Annotated in this window: 23 protein-coding genes and 1 other RNA gene; 19 read left to right on the top strand and 5 right to left on the bottom strand. The window is 50.4% G+C overall.

Going from position 1 to position 25,384, the window contains the following annotated elements; all coding sequences use genetic code 11:
* The first annotated feature begins 62 nt into the window (after positions 1-62).
* From C7A19_RS00255 to C7A19_RS00245, 3 genes are read left to right on the top strand one after another with little or no spacing between them, the layout of a single operon-like run.
* Positions 63-530 (top strand): Lrp/AsnC family transcriptional regulator, encoded by a 468-nt coding sequence (locus C7A19_RS00255; RefSeq protein ID WP_046073854.1) that lies wholly within the window; start codon positions 63-65, stop codon positions 528-530.
* Positions 531-572: 42 nt separating this feature from the next.
* Complete coding sequence (locus tag C7A19_RS00250; protein ID WP_116643844.1) at positions 573-2,333, top strand: ABC transporter transmembrane domain-containing protein; 1,761 nt, start codon at positions 573-575, stop codon at positions 2,331-2,333.
* Entirely contained in the window at positions 2,326-4,086 is a 1,761-nt protein-coding gene (locus tag C7A19_RS00245; protein WP_116643843.1) for an ABC transporter transmembrane domain-containing protein, read from the top strand. The genes C7A19_RS00250 and C7A19_RS00245 overlap by 8 nt, the downstream gene beginning before the upstream one ends.
* An 81-nt stretch (positions 4,087-4,167) precedes the next feature.
* Here C7A19_RS00245 and tesB read toward each other — a convergent pair whose 3' ends face one another.
* The gene (gene tesB / locus C7A19_RS00240; RefSeq protein WP_077673588.1) at positions 4,168-5,031 is read right to left on the bottom strand and encodes an acyl-CoA thioesterase II; all 864 of its coding nucleotides are present in this window, start codon (positions 5,029-5,031) and stop codon (positions 4,168-4,170) included.
* 99 nt (positions 5,032-5,130) lie between these two features.
* Here tesB and C7A19_RS00235 point away from each other — a divergent pair, with 99 nt between their 5' ends.
* The 6 genes from C7A19_RS00235 to C7A19_RS00210 all read left to right on the top strand — a co-directional run bounded on the left by C7A19_RS00235 (position 5,131) and on the right by C7A19_RS00210 (position 9,633).
* A complete protein-coding gene (locus tag C7A19_RS00235; protein ID WP_069361358.1) occupies positions 5,131-5,550 on the top strand; it encodes a YbaY family lipoprotein in 420 nt (139 codons plus the stop codon).
* Positions 5,551-5,589: 39 nt separating this feature from the next.
* On the top strand, positions 5,590-6,321 hold the full coding sequence (locus C7A19_RS00230; RefSeq protein WP_116643842.1) for a hypothetical protein: 732 nt from the start codon (positions 5,590-5,592) through the stop codon (positions 6,319-6,321).
* A 122-nt stretch (positions 6,322-6,443) separates the two neighbouring features.
* An RNA gene (gene ffs / locus C7A19_RS00225) (signal recognition particle sRNA small type) lies at positions 6,444-6,540 on the top strand.
* 197 nt (positions 6,541-6,737) lie between these two features.
* Positions 6,738-8,132 (top strand): DUF3404 domain-containing protein, encoded by a 1,395-nt coding sequence (locus tag C7A19_RS00220; RefSeq protein WP_158075201.1) that lies wholly within the window; start codon positions 6,738-6,740, stop codon positions 8,130-8,132.
* Positions 8,129-8,773 carry a response regulator transcription factor gene (locus C7A19_RS00215; protein WP_069361360.1) on the top strand — a complete coding sequence of 215 codons (645 nt, stop codon included), beginning with the start codon at positions 8,129-8,131 and terminating at the stop codon, positions 8,771-8,773. Before C7A19_RS00220 ends, C7A19_RS00215 begins: the two co-directional genes overlap by 4 nt.
* Before the next feature lie 35 nt (positions 8,774-8,808).
* On the top strand, positions 8,809-9,633 hold the full coding sequence (locus C7A19_RS00210) for a DUF2861 family protein (RefSeq protein WP_162300221.1): 825 nt from the start codon (positions 8,809-8,811) through the stop codon (positions 9,631-9,633).
* A gap of 56 nt (positions 9,634-9,689) precedes the next feature.
* On the opposite strand, the gene C7A19_RS00205 is transcribed toward C7A19_RS00210, so the two are convergent.
* From C7A19_RS00205 to C7A19_RS15830, 3 genes are all read right to left on the bottom strand, one after another.
* Entirely contained in the window at positions 9,690-10,166 is a 477-nt protein-coding gene (locus C7A19_RS00205) for a Dps family protein (protein WP_077486604.1), read from the bottom strand.
* A 168-nt stretch (positions 10,167-10,334) separates the two neighbouring features.
* Positions 10,335-11,714: an HD-GYP domain-containing protein gene (locus C7A19_RS00200; protein WP_116643839.1), complete on the bottom strand. Its 1,380-nt coding sequence runs from the start codon at positions 11,712-11,714 to the stop codon at positions 10,335-10,337.
* Positions 11,715-11,768: 54 nt separating this feature from the next.
* A complete protein-coding gene (locus C7A19_RS15830) occupies positions 11,769-13,064 on the bottom strand; it encodes a PAS domain-containing methyl-accepting chemotaxis protein (RefSeq protein WP_116643838.1) in 1,296 nt (431 codons plus the stop codon).
* A gap of 422 nt (positions 13,065-13,486) precedes the next feature.
* Here C7A19_RS15830 and C7A19_RS00190 point away from each other — a divergent pair, with 422 nt between their 5' ends.
* The 9 genes from C7A19_RS00190 (at position 13,487) to choV (ending at position 24,004) form a co-directional block, all read left to right on the top strand.
* Positions 13,487-14,050: a MarR family transcriptional regulator gene (locus tag C7A19_RS00190; RefSeq protein ID WP_046073610.1), complete on the top strand. Its 564-nt coding sequence runs from the start codon at positions 13,487-13,489 to the stop codon at positions 14,048-14,050.
* A gap of 18 nt (positions 14,051-14,068) precedes the next feature.
* Entirely contained in the window at positions 14,069-15,412 is a 1,344-nt protein-coding gene (locus C7A19_RS00185) for a cytochrome ubiquinol oxidase subunit I (RefSeq protein ID WP_069361365.1), read from the top strand.
* A gap of 2 nt (positions 15,413-15,414) precedes the next feature.
* On the top strand, positions 15,415-16,407 hold the full coding sequence (gene cydB / locus C7A19_RS00180) for a cytochrome d ubiquinol oxidase subunit II (RefSeq protein ID WP_100297946.1): 993 nt from the start codon (positions 15,415-15,417) through the stop codon (positions 16,405-16,407).
* A gap of 645 nt (positions 16,408-17,052) precedes the next feature.
* Positions 17,053-17,655, top strand: a complete 603-nt coding sequence (gene betI, locus C7A19_RS00175) for a transcriptional regulator BetI (RefSeq protein ID WP_069361367.1) — start codon at positions 17,053-17,055, stop codon at positions 17,653-17,655.
* Positions 17,656-17,709: 54 nt separating this feature from the next.
* Positions 17,710-19,170: a betaine-aldehyde dehydrogenase gene (gene betB, locus C7A19_RS00170; protein WP_069361368.1), complete on the top strand. Its 1,461-nt coding sequence runs from the start codon at positions 17,710-17,712 to the stop codon at positions 19,168-19,170.
* 20 nt (positions 19,171-19,190) lie between these two features.
* Positions 19,191-20,915 carry a choline dehydrogenase gene (betA, locus tag C7A19_RS00165; RefSeq protein WP_069361369.1) on the top strand — a complete coding sequence of 575 codons (1,725 nt, stop codon included), beginning with the start codon at positions 19,191-19,193 and terminating at the stop codon, positions 20,913-20,915.
* Positions 20,916-20,934: 19 nt separating this feature from the next.
* Entirely contained in the window at positions 20,935-21,894 is a 960-nt protein-coding gene (locus tag C7A19_RS00160; protein WP_077456639.1) for a choline ABC transporter substrate-binding protein, read from the top strand.
* A gap of 54 nt (positions 21,895-21,948) precedes the next feature.
* On the top strand, positions 21,949-22,791 hold the full coding sequence (choW, locus tag C7A19_RS00155) for a choline ABC transporter permease subunit (protein WP_069361371.1): 843 nt from the start codon (positions 21,949-21,951) through the stop codon (positions 22,789-22,791).
* 10 nt (positions 22,792-22,801) lie between these two features.
* A complete protein-coding gene (gene choV / locus C7A19_RS00150) occupies positions 22,802-24,004 on the top strand; it encodes a choline ABC transporter ATP-binding protein (protein WP_069361372.1) in 1,203 nt (400 codons plus the stop codon).
* Between the two features lie 143 nt (positions 24,005-24,147).
* Here the strand turns inward: choV and C7A19_RS00145 are convergent, their stop codons facing one another.
* Positions 24,148-24,588 (bottom strand): fasciclin domain-containing protein, encoded by a 441-nt coding sequence (locus C7A19_RS00145; RefSeq protein ID WP_235607548.1) that lies wholly within the window; start codon positions 24,586-24,588, stop codon positions 24,148-24,150.
* A gap of 468 nt (positions 24,589-25,056) precedes the next feature.
* Between C7A19_RS00145 and C7A19_RS00140 the strand changes: the two genes are divergently transcribed.
* Positions 25,057-25,362, top strand: a complete 306-nt coding sequence (locus C7A19_RS00140) for a hypothetical protein (protein ID WP_069361374.1) — start codon at positions 25,057-25,059, stop codon at positions 25,360-25,362.
* Positions 25,363-25,384 lie beyond the last annotated feature (22 nt).

Here is a 25,384-nt window from a genome sequence, read left to right as displayed (position 1 = left end):
CTATAATGACGCCAAAATAGAAAAATAAACTCTTAAATAATACTTAATGGAAATAATTTTTCATGACTATCACTTTAGATGAGATAGATCGCACTTTACTTGCGGCGCTGCAGGAAGATGCCAACTGGTCTGTGGCTGCGTTGGCCGAACGGGTGAATTTAACCACCACCCCCTGTTGGAAGCGACTGAAACGGCTGGAATCACAAGGGGTGATCCGCGGGCGGGTGGCATTGCTTGACCCGGAAACCGTTGGCCTAGCCTTTACCGCTTTCGTTCACATTAAAACCAATGATCACAGTGAGCAGTGGTACAAAACCTTTACGGAAGTGGTGACCGAGTTCCCTGAGGTGATGGAATTCTACCGCATGGCAGGCGAGTATGATTACATGATGAAGGTGCAGGTAGCTGATATGACTCGATTTGATCATTTTTATAAAAAGCTGGTCAATTCTGTGCCAAGTCTGAATAATGTGACATCAACATTCGCCATGGAAGCGCTTAAGTACACCACCGCCTTACCGATCCGATAGTTCGTTGTGATGATAAAAAGGCGGGGATAAAAAGGAGACCTCATGAAGGTGTTTTGGCAGTTAGGCTGGTTTTTTAAACGTGAATGGCGTCGTTATGTCGGCGCCATGATTATCTTGGTATTTGTCTCTGTCTTCGAGCTCATTCCACCGATGGCTGTGGGCCATGTGGTCGATGGCGTGGTCGCGGGCGAGATTTCGACTGAGCTATTGATATGGTTACTTGCGGGTATGCTGGCCATTTGGGTGGTGGTATATGTGCTGCGCATTGTGTGGCGAGTGTGGCTGTTTGGTGCTGCGGCTGAGCTTGGCACTGTGCTGCGCAATCGGCTCTATGATCACTTTACCCGCCAATCCCCGCATTTTTTCCGTCGCTATCCGAGTGGCGATATCATGGCGCGTTCTACCAATGATGTGAAAGCGGTGGTGATGACGGCCGGTGAAGGAGTCCTGACCGCTGGGGATTCTATTATCACAGGCGTCGCCGTGCTCATTGTGATGGTGAGCCAAATTAGCTGGCAGCTCACACTCTTAGCGCTGTTACCGATGCCGGTAATGGCAGTACTGGTTAATCGCTTTGGTCGCCGTTTGCACCATACCTTCACCGAATCGCAAGCGGCGTTTTCTGAGCTGTCAGAGGTGAGTCAGTCCTCACTGTCGGCAGTGCGTATGGTGCGTACATTTGGCTTAGAGCAGCATCAAATGAATCAGTTTGATCAAGTTGCCGATCGTACCGGGGAGAAAAACCTCGCGGTGGCACGGGTTGATGCGCTGTTTTCGCCGGTGATCCAAGGCACCATTGGCGCTTCGTTTTTCCTAACCGTGTCTGGCGGCGGCTACATGGTCGCCACTGGTGAGATTTCGCTTGGGGATCTTACCGCATTTACCTTGTATCAAGGCTTGATGATCTGGCCGATGCTCGCGGTGGCGTGGCTGTTTAATATCATTGAGCGTGGGCGCGCGGCTTGGACGCGGATTGATGCGTTGCTGCAAGAGCAGCCGGACATTGTTGGCGGTGACACGCCGCTGCCTGACACCATGCAGCCATTGACGCTGGCCATTGAGCAGTTTAAGTGGCAACCGGATGACAGTTTTGCCCTCAAAGATATCCATGTGACGCTTCCGCCTGGGGCCATGCTGGGGATTGCCGGCCCAGTCGGCAGTGGTAAATCAACCTTATTGCAATTGCTACTTCATCTGACCCAGCTTGAAAAGGGTGATATTCGCTATGGTGATGTGTCGATAGCGGAGGCTGACTTGTCGTCATGGCGACAACGTTTCGCGGTGGTGACGCAAACGCCGTTTTTGTTTTCGCGTTCGATTGCGGAAAACATCGCCCTTGGTCGTCCGGATGCGACCCAAGCGGAAATTGAACAGGCGGCGACACTTGCCTGTATTGATGAAGACATCCGTCAGCTGCCGCACGGGTATGAAACCGCAGTCGGTGAAAAAGGGATCACCTTATCTGGCGGTCAAAAGCAGCGTATTTCCATTGCCCGCGCTTTGTTGGTGGAAGCGGAGTGTTTGATTTTGGATGATGCCTTGTCAGCCGTTGACGGTGACACCGAGCATCGCATTTTGCAGAACCTGCAACAGCATCAGCACACCCGTACCACGATTGTGATAGCCCACCGTTTATCGGCACTCGAAAACGCCGATGAAATTGTGGTACTCAGCCACGGGCAAGTCCGAGAGCGTGGCCAGCATCGCCAATTGATTCAACAGCCAGGATGGTATCAAGAAATGCACCAATATCAGCAGCTGGAAGCGGCATTGGAAGCCGATGAGGAGCCGCGCCATGACTAAGCGAGAGATCTTACTTCGACTGCTAAGCTACATGCGCCGCGATAGGCGTCAATTTGTGATTGCCACGATTTTCTTGCTGGTGGCGGCGGTGGCGGAAGTCACTGGCCCTTATTTGGTGCAAATCTTTCTCGATAACTATGTCGCCAAAGATCATTATCCGGCAATGATCATGTGGGCACTGGCAGTCGGTTATATCGTATCGACCATTGTTTCTGCAGGCTTTCAGTATCAGTACGAGCTGCGTTTTAACACCATGGCGGTGGCCATCATTCAACGCATTCGCAAAGCGGTGTTCGCCAATGTGATTAAACAGCCTTTGTCAGCCTTTGACTATGTGCCGATGGGGCGGATTGTATCGCGTTTGACCAATGATACTGAGTCGTTGAAAGAGCTGTATGTGTCGGTGCTTTCAACCTTTTTGCTCAACATCGCACTGATTGGGGTGATGCTGGTGGCGATGCTGATGCTCAGTGTGCAATTGACAATGGTGATGCTGGTATTACTGCCGTGTGTGGTGCTGGTGATGGCGCGCTATCAAAAACGCTCAGCGCCTGCGTATCGTCGAGCGCGAGATCGGCTAGCAGACATCAACGGGGTGATGAACGAATCTGTGCTCGGCATGAATTTGATTCAGCTAATGCAGCAAGAGCGGGCGTTCTCCTCGCGATTCAGTGATATGACTGCGGATCACCTAGATGCCATGGTGACTATTCAACGCCTGAACGGGATCTATCTTCGCCCTTTGATTGATTTATTGGCGGGGGCCGCCTTGCTGTCTTTGGTGGCTATCTTCGGTTTTAGCGGCACGGCAGTGATTGGGGTTGGCGTGCTGTATGCCTTTTTAAGCTACTTGGGGCGGATCACCGAGCCATTGATCGAAATGATGCAGCAACTGTCACTGCTTCAGCAGGCTATTTCGGCCGGTGAGCGGCTTTTCGAAATGATGGACACGCCGCCTGAGCAATATGGTCATGACACCACGCCGATCCCTGATGGTGCCATTGCACTGAAGAATGTGTCGTTTTCCTACGATGGTGAAACGCCGGTGTTGTCAGACGTCAATGTAGACGTCCCTGCCGGCGGCTTTCTGGCGTTAGTCGGTCATACAGGCAGCGGTAAATCAACCTTGGCGTCGCTACTGATGGGGTTTTATCGCGCAGGCGAGGGGACGCTGACGCTGGGAGGGTTACCGATCGAAAGCTTGAGTCATCAAAGCTTGCGTGAGGGCGTTGCCATGGTGCAACAAGACCCACACATGTTGACGGGGAGTTTGCGAGAAAACATCGCGCTGGGACAGACGCTGGACGATGAAAAAATTTGGCATGCACTCGAGCAAGTGGCGTTGGCAGATTACGTGAAAGGATTGCCAGCGGGGCTGGATACCTTACTTGGTGAGGGCGGAATGACCTTTTCTGCCGGTCAGCGCCAGCTGTTAGCTCTGGCGCGGGTGTTGGTGCGTCAGCCTAAAATTCTGATCCTTGATGAAGCCACCGCCAATATCGACTCCGGTACCGAAGAGCTTGTGCAACAGGCGCTGAATCGGTTACGCCAACAGATGACGGTGGTGGTGATTGCGCACCGCTTATCGACCATTGCCGAGGCCGATAACATCCTCGTCTTGCATCGTGGCCGCGTGATTGAGCAAGGGCGCCATCAAAGCCTGCTGCGTCAGCAAGGCCGATACTGGCAGATGTATCAGCTTCAGCAAGCCAGCGCGCATTTAGCCGCATTAGAGGAAGAGGCGCAGGTGTAGCGGCCCAGTCATGAGTGAAGCACAATTAAAAAGGGGCGCAATGCCCCTTTTTTGTGTCGCTCACGCTCGAGACGTTAATGGTTAGGAGAGTTTACGCATCAAACCCTCTTGGGTCGCTGAAGCAACAAGATCCCCTTGCTGATTGAAGAGTTCGCCGCGCACAAAGCCACGCGCGCCACTGGCGGAGGGGCTTTCAATCGCAAATAGCAGCCATTCATCCATTCTAAACGGGCGGTGGAACCACATAGAGTGATCAATAGTGGCCACTTTCATGCCCGGCGTAAGCAGCGTCACTGCATGAGGCTGCAGCGCCGTGACCAAAAAGCCCCAATCGGCGGCATAGCCGAGTAAATACTGATGGACATGAAAATCGTCCCCCACTTCGCCATTGGCGCGGATCCATAAATATTGCTTAGCGGGCGCGGCGTGGGGCTTGAGTGGGTTGATCACCGTGGCTGGTCGCACTTCAATCGGCTTGTCGCCCCCAAACGCTTTTACCACATTTGGCGGTAGCTTGTGGGCAATATCATTGACAAGCGATTGCTCAGAGCGCAAGGTCTCGGGCGCTGGCACGTCTGCTGGCATGGTGTTTTGATGCTCAAAGCTTTCTTCCTCCTCTTGATAAGAGGCAGTGAGATAGAAAATCGGTTTTCCGTACTGGACGGCTTTTATTCGCCGGGTACTGAAACTTTTTCCGTCTCTAAGTATCTCAACATCGTAGATGATCGGCTGCTCAGGGTCGCCTGGGCGTAGAAAATAACTGTGGAATGAATGCAAAAAGCGATCGGGCTCTACGGAGGTTTTCGCGGCAGACAGCGCTTGTCCAATCACTTGCCCGCCATACACTTGGGGCAGTCCAAGGTTTTCACTCTGGCCGCGGTAAAGGCCGGTGTCTAATCGCTCAAGCTGCAGCAGTTGTAAGAGTTCTTTTAGTGGTTGGCTCATAAGTCCTTGATTCATGCTATGCTTCCATTGTTATTGTTCAAGCTATCATAACCTTAGTGTTTTTGCCGCATTTGAACGTGCTTCAGTGAGGATTCTTTAATGAAGAAACTAACGTTTCTATTGTTCGCCTTATTCACTGCTTTGGTGTTTACTGCTTGTTCTGGAAATAGCCAACCTAATGATTTAGCGACTGTTTCTGGCAGTTTGGTGTATCGCGAACGCCTTGCGTTGCCGGAAAATGCCAGTGTGACGGTGCGGCTGGTAGAAATCAAAAATATGGATGCCCCAGGCAAAGTAATCAGTCGCCAGTCTTTTGTGACAGAAGGGCAGCAAACGCCTTTGCATTTTTCCCTCAACTACGATCCAGGCCAAATCACGGCGACGCACGATTATGTGATCACCGCCCAGATCGATGTGAGTGATCGGCCTCTATTTATTACCAATACGGTCAATAAAGTGATCACGGATACGAATCACACCTATGATCCAACGCTAACACTGGTGCGCGCGGGGCATTGATCGCTACACTGATAAGAGATACCCGCACAAGGAGTGTGCATGCGAATCTCACTGTTTCTCTGGCCAGCGTTGGTGCTATCGGTTATCGCTGTTGCGGGGATAAGTGCCACGTCTTCTCTTAATAGTCTAGCGATTGCCGCGTCTGCTTTATTCTTTCTCTATCCAGATAAAGTCGCGAGTTGGTGCCTAGCGCTAGCGATGGCGATTTTTGCCTTTACCTTGCCACATCTACCTGCGCTGTTAGCCGCGAGCACGCTATTGCTTTTACCGGCTTTGTCTCTCTGGTTCAATCCCGACCGACACCCACACGTCAAGCTATTACTCGGTGCGGTGATGGTAGCCATGTTTGCGGGGATGATGGCTTTGCAATCTGAAGCGAAATTGGGTGGCTCACCGACTACGCTCGCGCTGCAAACGCTAGCACTCATGGGGTTATGGCTAGCGATCAGATATTGGCCAGGTTACCAGCCGCCTCATCGCGGGGCCTGGTTGTTACTGCCTGTATTAGTGGCGGTGAGTGGCTGGCCTGCTGCGTTATGGAGTGCGACAACGGTGATGGTCATTTGGTTGTTACAGTGGGTGGGGTTCACACCGCAATTTGCTCGTTCTCGTCACCTTGCCTTGCATCTTATCCCGAGTATGCCGTTTTTGGTGATTACGTGGCTTACTCCTGGACAACTCACGCTGTCGCTATTGGTCGCGTGGGCCACCATGCTTGCAGCGATTTGGGTTGGTGAGTATTTGCTATTGGAAGAGCCGGACGATCAGTAGGAAAATTGCCTAGAAGATAAACAGTTAACGAATGAGGCCATCAATCCTCCTTGCATTGCATCCAGCCTTGCCACATAATGCCCCGCAGTTAAGCAAGCTTAACGACATATCGATGGAGGCCTCCTTGGTTCTCCCGCAACACTATCTTGTGTACTGGGTCAGGTCCGGAAGGAAGCAGCCCGCGCTTGGGACGTGTGTGCCGGGATGTAGCTGGGGAGGTCTCCGCCCTTTCTGCCTCTCGTAAAACGTTCTCACTTCCTCCATTGACTCTCTATCTTTATTGACTGTGTGACACAGCCACTTTCTAACCAGCTACAATGTTGACACTCGGGTGACACAGCTTTTAATTGCTTAACTATGATCTCATCATTAGCACTTGTTGCGTCAGTGTGAGGATCCAAAAGGGTGGCAAAGTGGTGTTTCGAGCGTTAGCAGCGTTACTGTTGGCTTTACTCAGCAGCCAAACGGCGGCCAGTGAGCTGCACACGCAACTGAAAGGGTTTTATGATAAGGCCTGGCAAACGGGCACCTTGATGGTTGCACAACCCGCATTAAATGCCTATCCACAGGCTTTATTGGTCAGTCAGTCGCAGTACCCTGATTTCGAGGAGGTTGATTGGCAGGACTTAAACGCGCTACACCAAGTGGTGCAAACGTGCCAGCCGACTCCCAGTATCGTGTCCCCCCTTTTGTTAGCCGCCCAGCGTTTTGAGTTGGCTTTGTGTCGTGATGAGCCTTTACCCATTGAGTGGTTTGAGCAAAACCCGCTACTCCATCCTGCCGGTGGCAGTTATGCGGAGCGCTATGTATCAGCGCGTGGTATCACCACGCCGTCATCCGAACTGGTACAACGTTTTACCTTAGCCAACGAAGAGCACCCTTTACATGCTGCACTGAATGCTCTCAGCCAGGCAGGCCGAGATGCGTTACTCAGTGGTTACCGCGCGTATTTGGATGGCGGACGTCTGTGGCTTAACGGCGAAGAAGGGTGGAAGGCGCTATCTCATGAACAATGGGCGCCAATTGCTGAGCAATATCGTTTGAGTTTATCGACCAATACGACGGGTTGTGATTACCGCTATGGCAATATTTGTAATCAACTCCACCCGGCGTACCGTGGCGTGATGATTGCGGTGTTGGTAGCGGTTTTTTGTGCGCTGATATTGGGTTTAGCGCGTAGCCTGTACGATCGATACCAGCAGCGCCGTGAGCGCCAATTTATTCTCCAGTTGCTGACGCACGAGTTAAGAACACCGATTGCTAGTCTCGGCATGACGGTGGAAATGTTGCGCAGCCAGTTCGATTCGCTTGAACCCAGCACGCAAGATGTGCTGTGGCGATTACTGGCGGATCATCAACGCTTAAGTCAGCTGACTGAGACCAGTAAGGGCTATTTAAGTACCGATAAACGCGAACAATTTAAATTACAAACGGCGTCATTATCGGAGTGGCTGGATAATATTTGCGATTGTTTAGAGGTTGATTACACCCTCGAGCAAGATAAAACACTGACGCTGCCTTTCTACTGGTTATCTATCTGCTTGAAAAACCTGATTCAAAATGCCCATCATCATGGCGGTGATCAAATTTGGCTTCGTGTATGCGTGGATAAGCGTGTACGTGTTTGTGTGTATGATAACGGAGTTTTTCCATCCTGGTGGCAAAGGCTGTGGCGGCGATATAAGTCGTCATCGTCAGAAAGAAATATGGGGATTGGATTGTTTTTAGTGGCGCGTTTAATGCGTCAAATGGGGGGTAAGCTAGTGATCAAACGCCATCCAACCTGCTGTATCCTGGAGTTGCCGCAATGAACCACCTATTGTTGATTGAAGATGACACCTTATTAGGGGAAGGCTTACGCCAGTTTCTGGTACAGCAAGGCTTTGAATGCACCTGGCTGACTGAGAGTCATAAGGTGGCTAAGCATTGGTTTCATGCTGATTTGGTGATTTTAGACCGCCAGCTCGCCGATGGCGATAGTTTGGCGCATTTGCCCCATTGGCTGTCTTTAAAAGCAGTGCCAGTGATCGTATTGACAGCCAAAATTGAGGTTGAGCAACGGGTTGAAGGCTTAATGGCCGGCGCCAAAGATTATGTGGTTAAACCTTTTTCACATCAGGAGCTTTTGGCGCGCATCTATGCCCAATTAAGGCCGTTAGGAGAAAGCCAACTCGTATACGGGCAGATCAAGGTTGAACCTGGCTCCCGTCATGTGTATTGGCAAGACCAGGATGTGACCCTCAAGCCTAAAGAGTTTGATTTATTGTTATTACTGTTACAAAACCAAGGGCGGGTTTTTCATCGCGAAGAGTTGCTCAATAAAATATGGGGATATCAGGCGTTTCCTACCACGCGCACGGTCGACAATCATGTATTGCGGCTACGACAAAAATTGCCCGGTTTAGCGATAGAAACGCACCGCGGTGTCGGGTATCGATTGGTGGTGCTGTGAACCGGTGTGGCTATCTCTTACTCGTGGCAGTGTGCATGGTTTGTAGCTTCAGCGTCCGCGCTGAGCAAGCTTGGCTGCCAAAAACACCGATGCAGGAAACCTATCAGGCACTCCTCGCAGATAGGCCCAAGGTGGCGTGGCAAGAGCTTATTTTTGCGCTATCGCAGCAGCAAATACCGACTGAGCGTTGGGCGAAGATAAAGTACGCGATCATCAATCAAACCGATTGTGGCCAACAGTTAACCGAGCCCAACGGTAAGGGGATCCCTCAAGGGCTTACTATTTCTTTTGTACGTCGGGCGGGCGCGTCGAGTCTTGGCTATGAAATCAAGCTCTCTGCCGAGCAGGTCGAGCGTGATACCTTGCTAACCCTCACTGATCCTACTGGGCAAACGGTGCTCAATGAGATTTTGAACGCGAAAAGCGGGTATCAAGAAATAGAATCAGGCCAGCTATTTACCCAGATTACACCGGGGATCTATGAGTTAAGAATGGGCGGCCAGCACTATAGCTTGGTGGTATATGGTTTGCCTCGTCGACCTTGGGTCAAACTGATTGGTCACCCTGAACAACAGCTCGCGGTCGATGTGCCCGATACGCCTATAAGTTGTTCACCCGCCGCAGCACACTGGCTGTGGCTTGATGATGCCTATCGCTGGATCGAACAAACGCCGATTTATTTGTCCGGCCGCGCAGATAACTCCTACGCGCCAACCAAGATAAAATTGCCCACCTCATCACTTGTTAATGCGGAGCATTTAAGCGCCACTGTCAGCCATTTTGAGTATCAAGGTGCCATTAAAGTCAACTATGTTGAGCGATTAGCGTTGCCGCTGCCGCGATCAGAGAATAAGAAATGAACCATAAAAAAAGCCCGCATTCACGCGGACTTTTGCTGAATCTTATTGATTGATGATTAGTTAAGGTAAGCGTTTAGCATCCACATCAGTTTTTCTTGTTCGCGGATATAATCGCTCATCAGTGCAGATGTCCCTTCGTCACCCGCATCACCGGCAAGGTTCATGATATCGCGTTGTAGGCCAATCAGAACACTAAAGCCTTCGACTAATGCTCGGACACCAGCTTGACCATTTGCTTCGGGTGCATGCTCTTTAATTTCACTGACCTTCAGGTACTCGCTGAAGCGATGCTCGGCGGTGCCACCGATGGTGAGAATGCGCTCGGCGACTTCGTCAATTTTGGTTTGAAGATCGGTATAAATCTCTTCAAATTTGGTATGCAACTCGAAAAAGTCGTTGCCTTTGATGTTCCAGTGAAAACCACGCACATTGGTGTATAGCACTTGGTAGTTCGCTAATAGCGTATCCAAACGCGCGCCTAGATCTTCGGCTTTGCTGCTGTCTAGTCCAATCAATGCTGCTTGCTTACTCATTTAATGCCTCCTTAGTGGCAAATCAATGTGTTCGACCCTTCGCTTTATCGCGAGTGCCAAGCACTGGAAACGGTTCGTTCCAAACGATGTGGATAGAGTAACTACCCGATATAAAAAAAGAAAATGGAGTTAACCTATATACGCGATAGGTGTGACCTATGATGTGATCTAGGTATCGTCATGAACAATAAAATGCTCCGGCAGGCGCTCGAGGCCAGCCATTAGCGCTTGTAAACATTGCGCGTCGATGGCTGTGCCTGTCTCTTCTTTCATGATAGAGAGGGCTTTGTTCATCGGAATCGGGCCACGATAGGGGCGCTCGGCAGTGATGGCATCGAAAATATCAGCGGTGGTAATAATGCGAGTGAGCAAAGAGATCTCATCGCTTTTGATCCCCTCAGGGTACCCAGTACCATCGAGCTTTTCGTGATGGGCGCTGGCGAACTTGGCAAGGTGATCGAATTGGTGGATTTTCGATAAGATGGTTTTACTCAGTGCGGCATGGCGTTTAACATGCTCCCATTCCTCGTCATCCAATTTTCCCGGTTTATCAAGCACATCATTGCTTACGCCGAGCTTGCCAATATCGTGCAGTAACGCGCCACGCTTTAGCCATTTTTTTTCCTGTTCACTGATACCAAGCTCATCAGCAATTAAGCTGGCGTAAACGGCCACGCGCTCGCTGTGACCGGAGGTGAAAGGGCTTTTGGCATCAACAATGCGCCCGAAAGCCGCTGCAATGTCATCCAAGTAGTCATCATCGACCGGAATACTTGTGTCAGCCGGCGTCATCGACAGCACGTCTTTTTTTAACGCGGGGCTGTCCAGTTGCTGCCAAAACTGCGGCTCGCGCGCTATCTGTAAAAAGGTATCGACCAGCGTTGGATCAAACCAGGTGCCGCGACGGTTTTTTAGCTCGCGAAGTGCGGCGTCGACACCGGACTCGGTTCGGAAGACATCAATGACTTGCGTCATCAATGCGATGCGCGAAAACAAGGGGATCTGATCGGCCTTTAACTGATCAGGACGCCCACCACCATCATAGTGTTCATCCAGCGCATAGATGGCTTCAGCAACGGTTTCACTAAAACGTAAATCGCGTGCGACATCGGCACCACGGGTACATCGCGTTTCGATCAGCTCTTGCGCATACATGTCACCGTTGCGGATGATATCGAGTGTGGTCGAGAGTTTTTGCATGAAGCCGCGTTTGACCCCAGTATTTTTTAACACAAAGTTAAGTACGCTGGACAAGCTACCGTCCACTACCTTGTAGCTTTGTTTAAACGCTAAATCATTGGTGAGGTACAGTTCGCAGATCCGTGCCGCATTGCTGCTGCAGCCCGCATCCTTTAGCAGCAGGGTATAGAAAAGATCATGACGTTGTTGATCATCGAGCGCTAAGGCGTCAGCGAGTTTCATTCCTAACCACGTGCAGCGCATACAATGTTCGGGAGGTTGCCCCTCCGTCATATCCAACGCGGTACTTAACGCCAGAATAAGCTCCGATAATTGCAACTGTGTCGCGCTGCTGGCCTGGGTGTGCATCGTATTTCCTTATCCTTTGTACTCATCGCGACCGAATGGCAATGAGATCGACGGTTATTGTGTCAGCCGGCGAACGGTAGCGGACACTTCTTCCGCGCCGGCATGAATGTCACTCATCACAGTGTCGGCAGCGGTGACTTTTTCTTGTCCTATGGTCGATTGCTCGGTCACTCTTTCCATTGCCTCACTCACGCCTTTGATCAGTTGTTGGTTTTCATCGACAACATCGGCAATTTCGGTGGTCGAGTGACTAGTGCGTTGCGACAGGCCGCGTACTTCATCGGCGACCACGGCAAAGCCTCGCCCTTGGTCGCCCGCGCGTGCGGCTTCTATTGCCGCATTTAGCGCTAGAAGGTTCGTTTGCTCTGCGATTTGCTTAATGGTGGTGACGATGTTTTCGATACTTTGTGCGTGCTCACTCAATTGTGCGACTTGATTGGTGGCCTCGACGGCTTGATCGTTCACACTCTGCGACAGCTTGACGGCCTCTTGTAACAAGGCACTGCCGTTTTCACTGTGGCGGAGTGTTTGTTCGGAAGAGGCTTGCGCGAGTTCTGCCGCCTGATTGACTGCCTGGTTTTGTTTCACCGTATCGGTGATGGCAGTAGCGAACTTGATTACCCGATGAACGTTTCCCTTCGCATCAAAAACGGGATTATAGGTGGCTTCTAACCAGACTTCGTTACCATATTTATCGCGGCGCAAATATTGCCCAGAAGTGAATTGTCCGCGTGCTAAATTCGCCCAAAAATCAGGGTTCTCATCGTAAAAGTCCTGATCACAGAACATACGGTGATGTTGGCCTTTGATCTCGTGGTCTTGATAGCCGACTGCAGCGAGAAAGTTATCGTTGGCACGAATTATGGTGCCATCGGGCTCGAATTCAATCACCGCCAATGAGCGGTTAATCGCTGCTAATATGGCCTCTTGTCGGCGGGCGTCTTGATACTGTTGCGTCACATCAGCCGCTAATTTGCGAATGCTGACGACTTTGCCGTTGGCATCTTTAATGGGGACATAGGTCGCTTCCATCCAAATCTCGGCGCCGGATTGATGTCGCCGACGAAACACCCCTTTTTGTGCCTTTCCTTGCGCGAGTGACTGCCAAAACTGCTGGTAACTTGGGGCTTGACTGGTCTCGTCAAAGCACACCGCACGGTGATGTTGGCCGATGACTTCATCGGCGGTGTAGCCGATAATATTGAGCAGCTTGTCATTCACATCGGTAATAATGCCATCAGGTGTAAAGGTGATGGTGGCAATATGTGCTTTGATAGCATCGAGCTCTGCTTGGAGCGCGGCTTTTTCTGCTCGGCAGGTGTCCAGCTCTCGCTGCGCTTTTTTGAACATGACAGCAAACTTCCTTTTGTTCAGGTGTTTATGTTAACGGCGCGTCTTGTTTCATCGTTATAAGGAGGCGCACCGTGATAAGTGTAGGCGATAATGACACTCCTAATGTGATCTTGTCCCCAAATACATTGTGGTTGCCAGTATAAAAAGCCATTTGTGTTGAGAAACTCGATGATTATAAAACTCTCAATTGTGTATCTGTTTGTGTGTTTTCCCTTTCTTTTCCGTCCGTGGGTACGTAACCTGTGTGACTTCGATCATGTTTAATTATAGCTGAATGTAACGTATTCATAACCTCTCTTCACCTTTGCTTACAACTTTGCTTTTCTATTTTCAATAATTTCTGAAATTTCCAAATTTTCATTGATCCCCCGCAAAGAAACTCCATATTATCCCACAGAAGCACTGTGAGGGAGATCAAGATGGAGCTATCACAAGAACTACGTAATGTGGTGATGCACTTTGGTGAAATGGGAAGTCGTTGGGGCTTTAATCGTTCGGTGGGCGAAATGTTGGCACTGATTGTGTTGAGCGAGCATCCACTGAGCGCAGACGACATTGTGTCGGCGCTCAACATTTCTCGTGGCAATGTCAGTATGGCAACCAAAGAGCTGCAAGGCTGGCACTTGATCCGTTCGCAGCGCACCCCCGGGGATAGAAAGGACTACTTTGTGCCCAATGGCACTATCTGGGAGTTGGCGCAGCAAGTTCTCGCCGAAAGGAAGAAGCGGGAAGTTGACCCTACTTTATCCATGCTGCGCTCACACTTTATGCGGAGTGAAGACGACGCAGAGAGTCACTCGGTTAAGCAGTTGCACGAAATCCACGATCTCCTAGAGCTGTTTAACCACTGGTTTGACGATGTGCAGCAAATGAAACCTGAACATCTAAAAAACTTGATGAAGCTGGGTAGCAGTGTCGGCAAGCTTCTTGAGTTATCCGGCAAGCTGTTTCACAGCAAGTCCAACGAAGAATCGGGTAGTTAACCTCCTGAGGGTAATGTCATGTTAGATACATTAATGTTGTCGCGGATCCAATTTGCGGCCAACATCAGCTTTCACATCCTGTTTCCCACCATCACAATCGCGCTTGGGTGGATGCTGGTGTTTTTCAAGTTCCGGCACAACCGTACCGGTGAGCAAATCTGGTTGGATACCTACTACTTCTGGGTAAAAGTGTTCGCGCTCACCTTTGCGCTAGGGGTGGTGTCTGGGATCACCATGAGTTTCCAGTTCGGCACCAATTGGCCTGGCTTTATGGAAAAGGTCGGTAATATTGCCGGGCCTCTGTTGGGCTATGAGGTGATGACCGCCTTTTTTATGGAGGCGACCTTCCTTGGCATTATGCTGTTTGGTAAAAATCGCGTTCCGAACTGGGTGCACACATTAGCGACGCTGCTGGTGGCGATTGGTACCACTATTTCTGCGTTCTGGATTTTGGTGCTGAACAGCTGGATGCATACGCCAACCGGTTTTGAAATTATCGATGGTGTGGTGCATCCAACCAGTTGGTTCGAGGTGATTTTTAATCCGTCTATGCCGTATCGCTTAAGCCATATGCTATTAGCGTCAGGGCTGACCGCGTCTTTCTTGATTGCCGGTATTTCTGCCTACCAAAAGCTAAAATCGCCTAAGTCAGGTGTGTCAGATAAACCATTAAAAGTGGGGATCACGGCTGCTGCCATCCTTATTCCGTTGCAAATTTTTGTCGGTGATATGCACGGCCTCAATACCCTTGAGCATCAGCCACAGAAAATTGCGGCCATGGAAGGGGTCTGGGAAACCGAGCAAGGTGCGCCTTTGCTGCTGTTTGCGGTACCCAATGAAGAAACCCGTTCCAACGACTTTGAAGTTGGGATCCCGAATCTAGCGAGCTTGATTTTGACCCACCAACTCGACGGCGAGATTAAAGGGTTGGAAAGCTTTGACTATCATCCGCCGGTCAAGCCGCTGTTCTTTGGTTTCCGAGTCATGGTTGGCGTCGGTGTGCTGATGTTGGCGGTTAGCTGGTTCACCGCGTATCGCGTGTGGCGTAACCAGCCCATGCCCAAATGGCACTTAATCGGCTTGGTGGCGATGACCTTCTCAGGCTGGGTCGCTACGCTTTCTGGCTGGTATGTGACGGAAATTGGTCGTCAGCCTTGGCTGGTACAGGGGGTGCTTAAAACCGCCGATGCGGTCACGCCAGTCGCCAGCTCGAACGTGGGGATTAGCTTAACCATTTACCTGACGCTCTACGCGGTGCTAATGGTGGCGTATATCCGCACTTTGTTCTTTTTGGCGAAAAAACGCCTGCCTGAATACCAATCAGACAATCACGCTCAGCCTGAGAAAGAGGTATCCGCATGAGTATAACGCCGTATTTACCTGAAATTTATCTATTGCTATTTGGTTTTTCGGTCTTTATGTATGCCGTGCTTGACGGCTATGACCTCGGCGTCGGTATGCTGTTACCGCGCTGCAATCAGGCACAGCGTGACCGTATGATTGCGTCGATTGGCCCTTTTTGGGATGCCAACGAAACCTGGCTGGTGTTGGCGGTAGGCTTGCTGTTGATTGCCTTCCCCGCGGCACATAGCATGATTTTGACCGAGTTGTATTTGCCCACTTCCGTGATGTTGGCGGGGCTTATCTTGCGTGGTGTCTCATTTGATTTTCGTGCCAAGGTGAGGCCAGAGCGTAAAGACCTCTGGGACCGCTGCTTTAAAGCGGGCTCTTTTATTGCGTCGATGACGCAAGGCTACATGATTGGTCGTTACGTGTTGGCCTTTGATGAGAGCACAGGATCGTATTTGTTTGCGCTATTAAGCGGCCTTTGTGTGACCGCGGCGTACATCTATATTGGCGGTACCTGGCTGGTAATGAAAACCGAGGGCGATTTACAAAAACGGGCGGCGAAATGGTCACGTCGTGGCGGCTGGCTGGCGGCATTGGGGGTGTTAGCCATCAGTGTCGTTAACCCTTTAGTCAGTGAGACAGTGGCGGAGCGTTGGTTTGGCTTCCCGGAAATTTTATTACTCGCGCCCGTTCCATTGGTTTGCCTTGCCATCATGCTGCTTGTTGATCGCTACCTACGCCACGTACCGGTCGAAAACGATGTGGGGTACCAGTTCCCGTTCATTGGTGCGATTTTCCTATTCGCATTGAGTTTCTTTGGTCTCGCGTATAGCTTTTTCCCCGATATCATTCCCGGGGTAATGACAGCGAAAGAAGCGGCCAGCGCGCCGGGGACCTTGTTGATTGTGGGCTATGGTGCCATGTTTGTCTTGCCGATGATCTTTTTATATACCCTGTTTGTGTATCGTGTCTTCTCTGGGAAAGCGACTGAGCTAAACTACGAGTAACCGACCCTAAACAGCAAATGAGGCGCTCAGGCTTTTTGACAGGCCTGAGCGCTTTTTTATTCCTTCCTGATTGCACGTCTTAAATGCGCTTTATTAAGCGGTGCTAAGATTGCCCGTTATCGTTTTATCCATCACTCTGTGCGGCTACAAACATTGCCACCCTAAACATTTACCGAGTTAACCATTACATCTCGTTTGTTTGTGGTGCGTTTGGTTTGGACTTCTTCTTTTGGTCATCGACCATGGTCATTGTCTTTTTTGTCTAATGTCGCTAATTTGCAGTCATTTGTCGCAAATGTACGTTTTTAAGCGGGTAATGTTCGCAATGTGACGTGATCAATGACCGGCTGTGGTCGAGGTGATGAGTTATTTTTCTTCTTTATACCCCTTATTAAAGCCAACATTTACTGTCAGTGAAGGCGAATTTTTGCGCAAATTGCTCACAAATAGTGCTATCAGCACAAAGTATTAGGTGTGTAATCAGTCAGGGTAAAATTGACCTAAATCATTGTTTTGTCTTTATCTTGCTGTTTTTGGGTGGGGGTGAGTGTAGCAAATTGGTTAAAAATAATGTTTGAGATCTAAAGATTAGCGTGTAAGATTATCTTTAACTAATCGTTCAATTAAAAACGAATGGGAGACGAAATGCCTAAGGTAGGGATGCCGGAAGTAAGAAAACCGCAGCTTGTTAAAGCCACCATGACGGTGATTGGTCGAGTGGGGCTGCATGCGGCAAGTATTTCTCTGATTAGTAAGGAAGCCGGCGTATCGACAGGCATTATCAACCACTATTTCGGTGGTAAGCATGGCTTGCTGGAAGAGACGATGCGCGTGGTATTGCGTGAGCTTTCAGCGACTGTGATCGACGCATTGAGAGAAATTCCGCGTCATCACCACCAGGCGCGTATTAACGCGATTATCAATGCCAACTTTGAAGGTTTTCAGGCCAAATCTGATGTGGTTAAAACCTGGTTGGCGTTCTGGTCTTATGCCATGCATGACAATGAGTTACACCGTTTACAACGTGTGAACGAGAAGCGCTTGCTGTCGCATTTGCGCATTGAACTTCGCGCACTATTGCCAGAAGAGCAGGCGGCGATGGTGGCTCAGGGGATTGCAGCATTGATTGATGGTATCTGGTTGCGTGGTGCATTGAACCCTAAAGGTATTGATGCCAACAACGCGCGAACCATCATCAATGACTACTTGGATAAGCAACTGACCTTTTATGGTCGTCCTCAGGGCTAAGCCTAGGTAGCACCTTACATGCACACTCGAACAGAAAAGAATTCAGGATTAATCATGAATGCGAAAACGCTTTTTATTAATGGTCAGCTTACTTCCGCAACAAGCGGCGAACAGTTTGCAACGGTAAACCCAGCAACGGGCGAGACACTGGCGCAAATCGATCAAGCCTCGGCAGATGATGTGCAAGCGGCGGTTGATGCGGCTAAGCAAGGTTTTGCGGTCTGGTCACGCATGACAGCTATGGAGCGTAGCCGTATTTTGCTTAAAGCGGTTGCGTTGTTACGTGAGCGTAATGATGAGCTAGCCAAACTGGAAGTACTGGATACCGGCAAACCGATACAAGAAGCGGTAGAAGTTGATGTGGTGACGGGTGCGGATGCGATTGAATATTTCGCTAACTTGGTACCATCAATGCAGGGTGAGCAGCAGCCGCTTTCTGACAACCAATTCTTCTACACCCGTCGTGAGCCACTTGGCGTATGTGCAGGCATTGGTGCATGGAACTATCCGATTCAAATTGCCATGTGGAAGTCAGCACCTGCCTTGGCCGCCGGTAATGCCATGGTTTTCAAACCGTCTGAAGAAACGCCGCTGACCGCACTGAAACTGGCAGAGATCTTTGCCGAAGCGGGTATGCCTGCTGGCGTATTTAATGTGGTGCAAGGTGATTATCGTGTGGGTCAAATGCTGACGGCACACCCTGAGATTGCCAAAGTCTCTTTCACCGGTGAAGTGGGCACGGGCAAAACCGTGATGGGCGATGCCGCGAAGACCCTGAAATCAGTCACTATGGAGCTGGGCGGTAAATCGCCATGTATCGTGTTTGATGATGCCGATCTGGATAACGCGGTATCCGCAGCCATGGTCGCGAACTTCTATACCCAAGGCGAAGTGTGTACACACGGCACCCGTGTATTTGTTCACGACAGCATTTACGACGCCTTTGTTGAGCAACTGAAAGCGCGTACAGAAAAGCTCGTTATCGGTGACCCAACCGATATGAACACCCAGGTCGGTGCGCTGATCTCGACCGAACACCTTAATAAAGTGATGACGGCGATTGAGACCGCGAAACAAAGCGGCGCGACCTTGCTGACCGGTGGTTACCGCGTCACTGAGAACGGTCTCGATAAAGGTAACTTTGTGGCCCCCACCATTTTCACTGACTGTGACGACAGCATGGCGCATGTTCGTGACGAGATCTTTGGTCCTGTGATGTCGGTGCTGCGTTTCTCTGACGAGGAAGAAGTAGTAGCACGTGCTAACAACACGCACTACGGCCTAGCGGCTGGTGTCTTCACCCAAAACCTATCGCGTGCGCATCGCATTATTCATCAACTCGAAGCGGGTATTTGTTGGGTCAATACTTGGGGCGACTCACCCGCCGAGATGCCTGTCGGTGGTTATAAGCACTCAGGGGTAGGGCGTGAAAACGGTGTCGAAACCCTCACGCATTATACCCAAACCAAGAGTGTGTTAATCGAGCTTGGCGACTTCGCCAGCCCTTACGCCTAATTTCTAACGGAGCGACCAATATGTCACAACGCTACGATTATATTATCGTCGGCGCGGGTTCGGCCGGCTGCGCATTGGCTGATCGGCTGACCGAGTCTGGCCAACATCAAGTGTTATTGCTGGAAGCCGGCGGTACCGATAAGAGCATTTTTATTCAGATGCCAACGGCGCTATCGATTCCGATGAATACCAAGCGCTACGCTTGGCAGTTTGAATCCTTGCCTGAGCCAGGCCTTGATGGCCGCCAACTGCATTGCCCGCGTGGCAAGGTGCTGGGTGGAAGCTCATCGATTAATGGCATGGTGTATGTTCGTGGTCACGCATGTGACTTTGAAGAGTGGGTTGAGCACGGTGCTAATGGCTGGGATTACGCAAGCTGTTTGCCGTACTTTAAGCGCGCGGAAACCTGGTCTGGCGGAGCCGATACCTATCGTGGCGGTCATGGCCCGGTGGGCACATGTAACGGTAACGACATGAAATTAAACCCGCTCTATCAAGCCTTTATTGATGCGGGTGTCGAAGCGGGCTACCCAGAAACCAAAGATTATAACGGTTATCAGCAAGAGGGCTTTGGCCCTATGCACATGACCGTCGATAAAGGCGTGCGTGCGTCTACGTCAAACGCTTATCTGCGCCGCGCACTGAAGCGTAGCAACCTGACCTTGAAAAAAGGCGTGGTCACACGCCGCATCTTGTTGGAAGGCAAGCGCGCGGTGGGCGTGGAATTTGAAAAAGGCGGCAACATCGAGCATGTGATGGCCGACAAAGAAGTCATTTCCAGTGCGGGTTCAGTGGGCTCCCCACAGCTACTACAGCTATCAGGGATAGGTTCGCGAGATGTGCTCGAGAAAGCCGGCGTAGACGTCAAGCATGAGCTGCCGGGTGTAGGCGAGAACCTGCAAGATCACCTCGAAGTCTACTTTCAGTTCCACTGTCAGCAGCCTATTACGCTTAACAGCAAGTTAGGTCTTATCAGCAAAGGCAAGATTGGTACCGAGTGGATTTTGACGCGTAAAGGCTTGGGGGCGACCAACCACTTTGAGTCATGTGCCTTTATTCGTTCTCGCGAAGGGTTGAAGTGGCCGAACGTCCAGTATCACTTCTTGCCAGCTGCAATGCGTTATGATGGCAAAGCCGCGTTTGCTGGCCATGGTTTCCAGGTGCACGTCGGCCCGAACAAACCAGAGAGCCGCGGCCATGTAAGGATCAAATCCGCTGATCCGCACGATAAGCCGTCAATCTTATTTAACTACATTACCACCGAGCAAGATCGCCAAGACTGGCGTGACACCATTCGTTTGACCCGTGAAATCATGGCGCAAAACGCGATGGATGCATTCCGCGGCGATGAAATTCAGCCAGGCAATGATGTTCAGTCTGATGAAGCGATTGACCGTTGGGTGAAAGATAACGTGGAAAGCGCGTATCACCCTTCGTGTACTTGCAAGATGGGTGCCGATGATGACGCACTGGCCGTGCTTGATGAGCAGTGCCGTGTACGCGGAATTCAAGGGCTGCGTGTGGTGGACTCGTCTGTCTTCCCAACCATCCCTAACGGCAACCTGAATGCCCCAACCATCATGGTAGCGGAGCGCGCCGCTGACATGATCCTTGAAAAGCCACTCTTGCCTGCCGAGCAGGTGCCAGTATGGATTGCGGCTGAGTGGCAGCACAAGCAACGCAATCAAAACGCGCAGAGTGATGATGCCACCGTCGGTGAGCACACACTAGAAACTAATCAGTAAGCATTACAAGGAAACTAAGATGTCAATGAATAAACGTAAAACCAGCAAAACTCTGATGACCGCAGTGGGTTTGAGCTCAATGGTCGCCTTTAGCGCCGCGGCTAATCAGTGTGAGACAGTCCGTTTTTCGGATATCGGTTGGACAGACGTGACCTCAACGACTGCCATCACTACTGAAGTGCTGAAAGGCATGGGTTACGAGACACAAACCGATCTATTGTCTTTGCCGGTAACCTTCTCATCACTTGCGTCGGGCGACATCGACGTATTCCTCGGTAACTGGATGCCTACGCAAACAGGCGATATCAAAAAGTATCTTGACGATGGCTCGATCGACAGCGTTCGCGCCAACTTAACAGGTGCCAAATATACGCTCGCCGTGCCTAAGTATGTTTACGATGCAGGTGTTACTAGCGTCGCAGATATCGCGAAATACGCTGACAAGTTCGACTCACGCATTTATGGCATTGAGCCAGGTAACGACGGTAACCGCCAGATTCAAAAAATGATCGATACCGATGATTTCAATCTGGGTGATTTCCGTCTCATCGAATCCAGTGAAGCGGGCATGGTGTCTCAGGTGTCTCGTGCCGTGCGTCGTGACAAGTGGGTTGCCTTCCTAGGCTGGGCCCCGCACCCAATGAACAGCAACTTTGATATGAAATACCTATCGGGTGCGGACGAGTACTTTGGTCCGAACTATGGCGGTGCCACGGTGCATACCAACGTACGTAGCGGCTATGTCGAGCAGTGCTCCAACGTCGGTCAAATGCTCGAACAACTTGAGTTCAGCCTCAAGATGGAAAACGAAATGATGGGCAAAATCCTGAATGACGGTGAAAAGCCTCAGGCTGCAGCACGCGAATGGTTGCGTAACAACCCAAGTGTGTTGAACAAGTGGCTGAATGGCGTGACCACCGTTGATGGTGAGAACGCGGTTGAAGCAGTCACTGAATATCTAAACAAGACTGAAGCGTAAATAAAAAAGTGTAGAAGGAGAGGGCGGTGTTAACGCCGCCCCTAAGGTTTTATTGTGAATATTATTACAGATAACAAGATCCCACTCGGTCAATGGATGGAAAATGGCGTTGACTGGCTAACCATGAACGCCGCCGGCTTTTTTGATGCGATCTCAATTGGCTTAGATACGACCATCACACTATTAGTCGACATTTTTAAATGGATGCCAGCGGCAGGGCCGATCCTCATGACAGCCGCCTTAGCATGGTACCTGCAGCGTCGAATTTCCATCGTGATCTTTGTTGTGAGTGCGCTCTTGTTGATCCTCAACCTGGGCTACTGGCAAGAGATGCTGGAAACCTTTGTTCTGGTATTTGCCGCGACAACGATTTCCGTATTAATTGGCATACCGCTTGGGATAATGGCCGCGCATCGGCCCTTGGTGTACACCATTATGCGGCCCTTATTGGACTTGATGCAGACGGTACCGCCGTTTGTCTACTTGATCCCAACCTTGGTGCTGTTCGGTTTGGGCATTGTCCCAGGTCTGATTTCTACCATCATTTTTGCCATCGCGGCGCCGATTCGTTTGACGTATCTTGGCATCACCCGCGTACCGGAAGAGTTGGTAGAGGCGGGACGCGCCTTTGGTGCTAACCGTATGAAATTATTGTTTAAAGTAGAGTTGCCTGCGGCGCTACCTAGCATTATGACCGGTGTCACCCAGTGTATTATGTTGTCACTATCGATGGTGGTGATCGCGGCGTTGGTCGGTGCTGACGGCTTAGGTAAACCAGTGGTTCGTGCACTGAATACCGTCAACATTTCTCAAGGTTTTGAAGCGGGTCTGGCGATTGTATTGGTAGCCATCATTCTTGACCGCCTGTGTAAAGCACCAAATCAAGGCAACGAATAAGGGGGAAACCATGGACGCAATCGCAATTAAAAATTTAGACGTGGTGTTTGGCGACAATGTTAAGCCAGCACTGGACCTGCTTGATAACGGATTAAGCCGCTCAGAGATCATCGAGAAAACCGGTCAAGTCGTGGGCGTGGACAATGTTTCACTCAATGTGAAAGAAGGTGAAATCTGCGTCTTGATGGGCTTATCGGGCTCAGGTAAATCGAGTCTACTGCGCGCGGTGAATGGATTGAACCCCATCAGCCGCGGTAGCCTTGAACTCCGTGATGACAACAGAATGGTCGACATGGCAACGGTTGATTCGCAAACCCTTCGCCACCTTCGCACTAACCGTGCGTCTATGGTGTTCCAAAAGTTTGCGCTTATGCCTTGGCTGACAGTGGTTGATAACGTCGCCTTTGGCCTGGAAATGAAAGGTATCAGCAAGAAAGAGCGTCGTCGACAAGCGCTGGAAAAACTAGAAATGGTCGGGTTGGACGATTGGGCTTATCAATACCCGCATGAGCTGTCGGGTGGTATGCAGCAGCGCGTTGGCTTGGCTCGTGCGTTCGCGATGGACAGTGATATTCTGCTGATGGATGAACCTTTCTCGGCATTGGATCCACTGATCCGTGCGCAGCTGCAAGACGAGTTGCTAGAGCTGCAGAAAAAGCTCAATAAAACGATTTTGTTTGTGAGCCATGATTTGGACGAGGCACTAAAAATTGGTAACAACATTGCCATTATGGAATCGGGCCAGCTTATTCAACATGGTAAGCCTGAAGACATTGTGCTGCGTCCCGAGACCGATTACGTGCGTGACTTTGTGGCTCATACCAATCCACTAAATGTGTTGAAAGGGCGGTCGATGATGAAGTCTGTTGACGACTTACCACATGTCGACAACCGTTGGAAAGTGTGTGAGCAGCGTGATATTTGGGTTACCGCAGAGCAGGGTGGTCGCTTGTCAGCTGCGGCTGGCTCACAACCCTTGCGTGTCGTTGAATGGCAAAAAGACGTTCAAGATCTGTCACAAGTTGGAGACGACACCATAGTGGTTGCCTCGCCTGACATTGAAATGCGTGATGCGATTGAAATTCGCTACCACACTGTTAAACCGGTGTTACTCATCGAAGAAGGAAAACTGGTTGGCACCTTATCTGACCATGACTTCTACCACGCGCTGTTGGGTAAGTTTCAACAAAAGTGCACGGATAAAGCGGCGTAAAATCCGCTGCATGCGTCGTCACTAGACGGATGAATAAAACAGCCTACTCGTGGAGTAGGCTGTTTTTTTACGTCCTTATCTATCCTTGCTGTCTCGCCCATATTGCTTCACAAGCGCCCTTTGAACGCGAGACGAATAAGGTGCTAGGGCATTATTACGGTATCAATCACATGGATAACGCCGTTAGTGGTCATGATATCGGGCTTGATGACGGTGGCGTTATCGACTTTCACATCCCCGTATGATGTTTTAATCATCACGTCGCTGCCTTGCACTGTGGTCGCGGAAGACATTCCCATTACTTGCTCAGCCGTTACTTTTCCTGGAACGACATGGTAGGTCAGGATATCGGTGAGCTTGCCTTTGTTTTCCGGCTTGAGTAACGATTCTACCGTGCCGTCAGGTAACTTGTTAAAGGCTGCGTTAGTGGGGGCAAAGACGGTAAATGGGCCTTCTCCTTTCAAAGTATCAACCAGATCCGCTGCCTTTACGGCTGCCACCAAGGTTGAAAAGTCGTCATTTTTCATCGCCGTATCAACAATGTCATGCTCGCCTTTATGGTGGGCAGCAACGGCGCTTCCCATTCCAACTAGCAATGTCGCAGTGATAGCTAATGTCGAGATCGTGCGTGTTAACATCATTGTTCTCCCTTTTGCGTTCGTTTCCCCACCCAATAAATTGCCTTATTGCAAACCTTGGTGACGACTTGGGAAGGATCACTTTGTTGCAAGGGTGAAAACGAGGATGGGAGTAAAGTCGATCACTGGACAGAAAAATATTCCCCATCTTCCCCTTTTCTACGCCGAATAACTGCCGCCGTCTTGTGAAATTTTTCGAACGAGTTATTCATATTATTGTGATTGTCGTCACGGTATTTCAGGCGTAATCTCACTCTCGTTCCAAGGCAATAACGCAACGGCGATATTGAACCGTGCTAGCACCTTGATGACTCTCTGAAACCAGGTTTTAGAAATGGAGACATTGAGGTGACAAATCGCCGGCACAATTTGCGTTTAATAGCCGTCAACCCATTACGAAAGAGGAAACAAACCATGAAAAAATTGGCTGCAATCTTTGCCCTAGCGTTCGCTTCAACGTCTGTGATGGCGGGTGGTCTGAACCTCAATGTAGACCCTGCAGAAGGGGGCGCTTGGGTAACGGTCACTGAACAAGGTCAAGCGGTAAAAGGCGCTAAAGTCGCCAGCGAATCGGGTCTGGATGCGAAGGTAACGGATGAGTCTGGTCGTGTATTTATCCATGCCCAAAACCAAAACAGCCGCTCAATCAACTTTGTCGCTAGCACCGACCAAGGTGAGCGCGCAGAGCAAGCTGCATTCATCAAAGGTGACCACAGCTAAGCGACGCGCGATGGCGTTTAGG

The sequence above is a fragment of the Salinivibrio sp. HTSP genome (genome assembly GCF_003390965.1).
In the GTDB taxonomy this organism is placed as follows: Bacteria; Pseudomonadota; Gammaproteobacteria; order Enterobacterales; family Vibrionaceae; genus Salinivibrio; species Salinivibrio kushneri.
This window is presented reverse-complemented; position numbering and strand designations above follow the sequence as displayed.

Coding starts and splice junctions, on each gene's coding strand:
- C7A19_RS00215 (WP_069361360.1), top strand. CDS start 8,129: ATGAACCACCTATTGTTGATTGAAGATGACACCTTATTAGGGGAAGGC.
- C7A19_RS00145 (WP_235607548.1), bottom strand. CDS start 24,588: ATGGGAAGCGCCGTTGCTGCCCACCATAAAGGCGAGCATGACATTGTT.
- C7A19_RS00140 (WP_069361374.1), top strand. CDS start 25,057: ATGAAAAAATTGGCTGCAATCTTTGCCCTAGCGTTCGCTTCAACGTCT.
- C7A19_RS00250 (WP_116643844.1), top strand. CDS start 573: ATGAAGGTGTTTTGGCAGTTAGGCTGGTTTTTTAAACGTGAATGGCGT.
- betA (WP_069361369.1), top strand. CDS start 19,191: ATGTCACAACGCTACGATTATATTATCGTCGGCGCGGGTTCGGCCGGC.
- C7A19_RS00160 (WP_077456639.1), top strand. CDS start 20,935: ATGTCAATGAATAAACGTAAAACCAGCAAAACTCTGATGACCGCAGTG.
- betB (WP_069361368.1), top strand. CDS start 17,710: ATGAATGCGAAAACGCTTTTTATTAATGGTCAGCTTACTTCCGCAACA.
- C7A19_RS00210 (WP_162300221.1), top strand. CDS start 8,809: ATGGTTTGTAGCTTCAGCGTCCGCGCTGAGCAAGCTTGGCTGCCAAAA.
- C7A19_RS00245 (WP_116643843.1), top strand. CDS start 2,326: ATGACTAAGCGAGAGATCTTACTTCGACTGCTAAGCTACATGCGCCGC.
- C7A19_RS15830 (WP_116643838.1), bottom strand. CDS start 13,064: ATGTTCAAAAAAGCGCAGCGAGAGCTGGACACCTGCCGAGCAGAAAAA.
- C7A19_RS00235 (WP_069361358.1), top strand. CDS start 5,131: ATGAAGAAACTAACGTTTCTATTGTTCGCCTTATTCACTGCTTTGGTG.
- C7A19_RS00255 (WP_046073854.1), top strand. CDS start 63: ATGACTATCACTTTAGATGAGATAGATCGCACTTTACTTGCGGCGCTG.
- betI (WP_069361367.1), top strand. CDS start 17,053: ATGCCTAAGGTAGGGATGCCGGAAGTAAGAAAACCGCAGCTTGTTAAA.
- C7A19_RS00190 (WP_046073610.1), top strand. CDS start 13,487: ATGGAGCTATCACAAGAACTACGTAATGTGGTGATGCACTTTGGTGAA.
- C7A19_RS00200 (WP_116643839.1), bottom strand. CDS start 11,714: ATGCACACCCAGGCCAGCAGCGCGACACAGTTGCAATTATCGGAGCTT.
- C7A19_RS00205 (WP_077486604.1), bottom strand. CDS start 10,166: ATGAGTAAGCAAGCAGCATTGATTGGACTAGACAGCAGCAAAGCCGAA.
- C7A19_RS00185 (WP_069361365.1), top strand. CDS start 14,069: ATGTTAGATACATTAATGTTGTCGCGGATCCAATTTGCGGCCAACATC.
- tesB (WP_077673588.1), bottom strand. CDS start 5,031: ATGAGCCAACCACTAAAAGAACTCTTACAACTGCTGCAGCTTGAGCGA.
- C7A19_RS00230 (WP_116643842.1), top strand. CDS start 5,590: ATGCGAATCTCACTGTTTCTCTGGCCAGCGTTGGTGCTATCGGTTATC.
- choV (WP_069361372.1), top strand. CDS start 22,802: ATGGACGCAATCGCAATTAAAAATTTAGACGTGGTGTTTGGCGACAAT.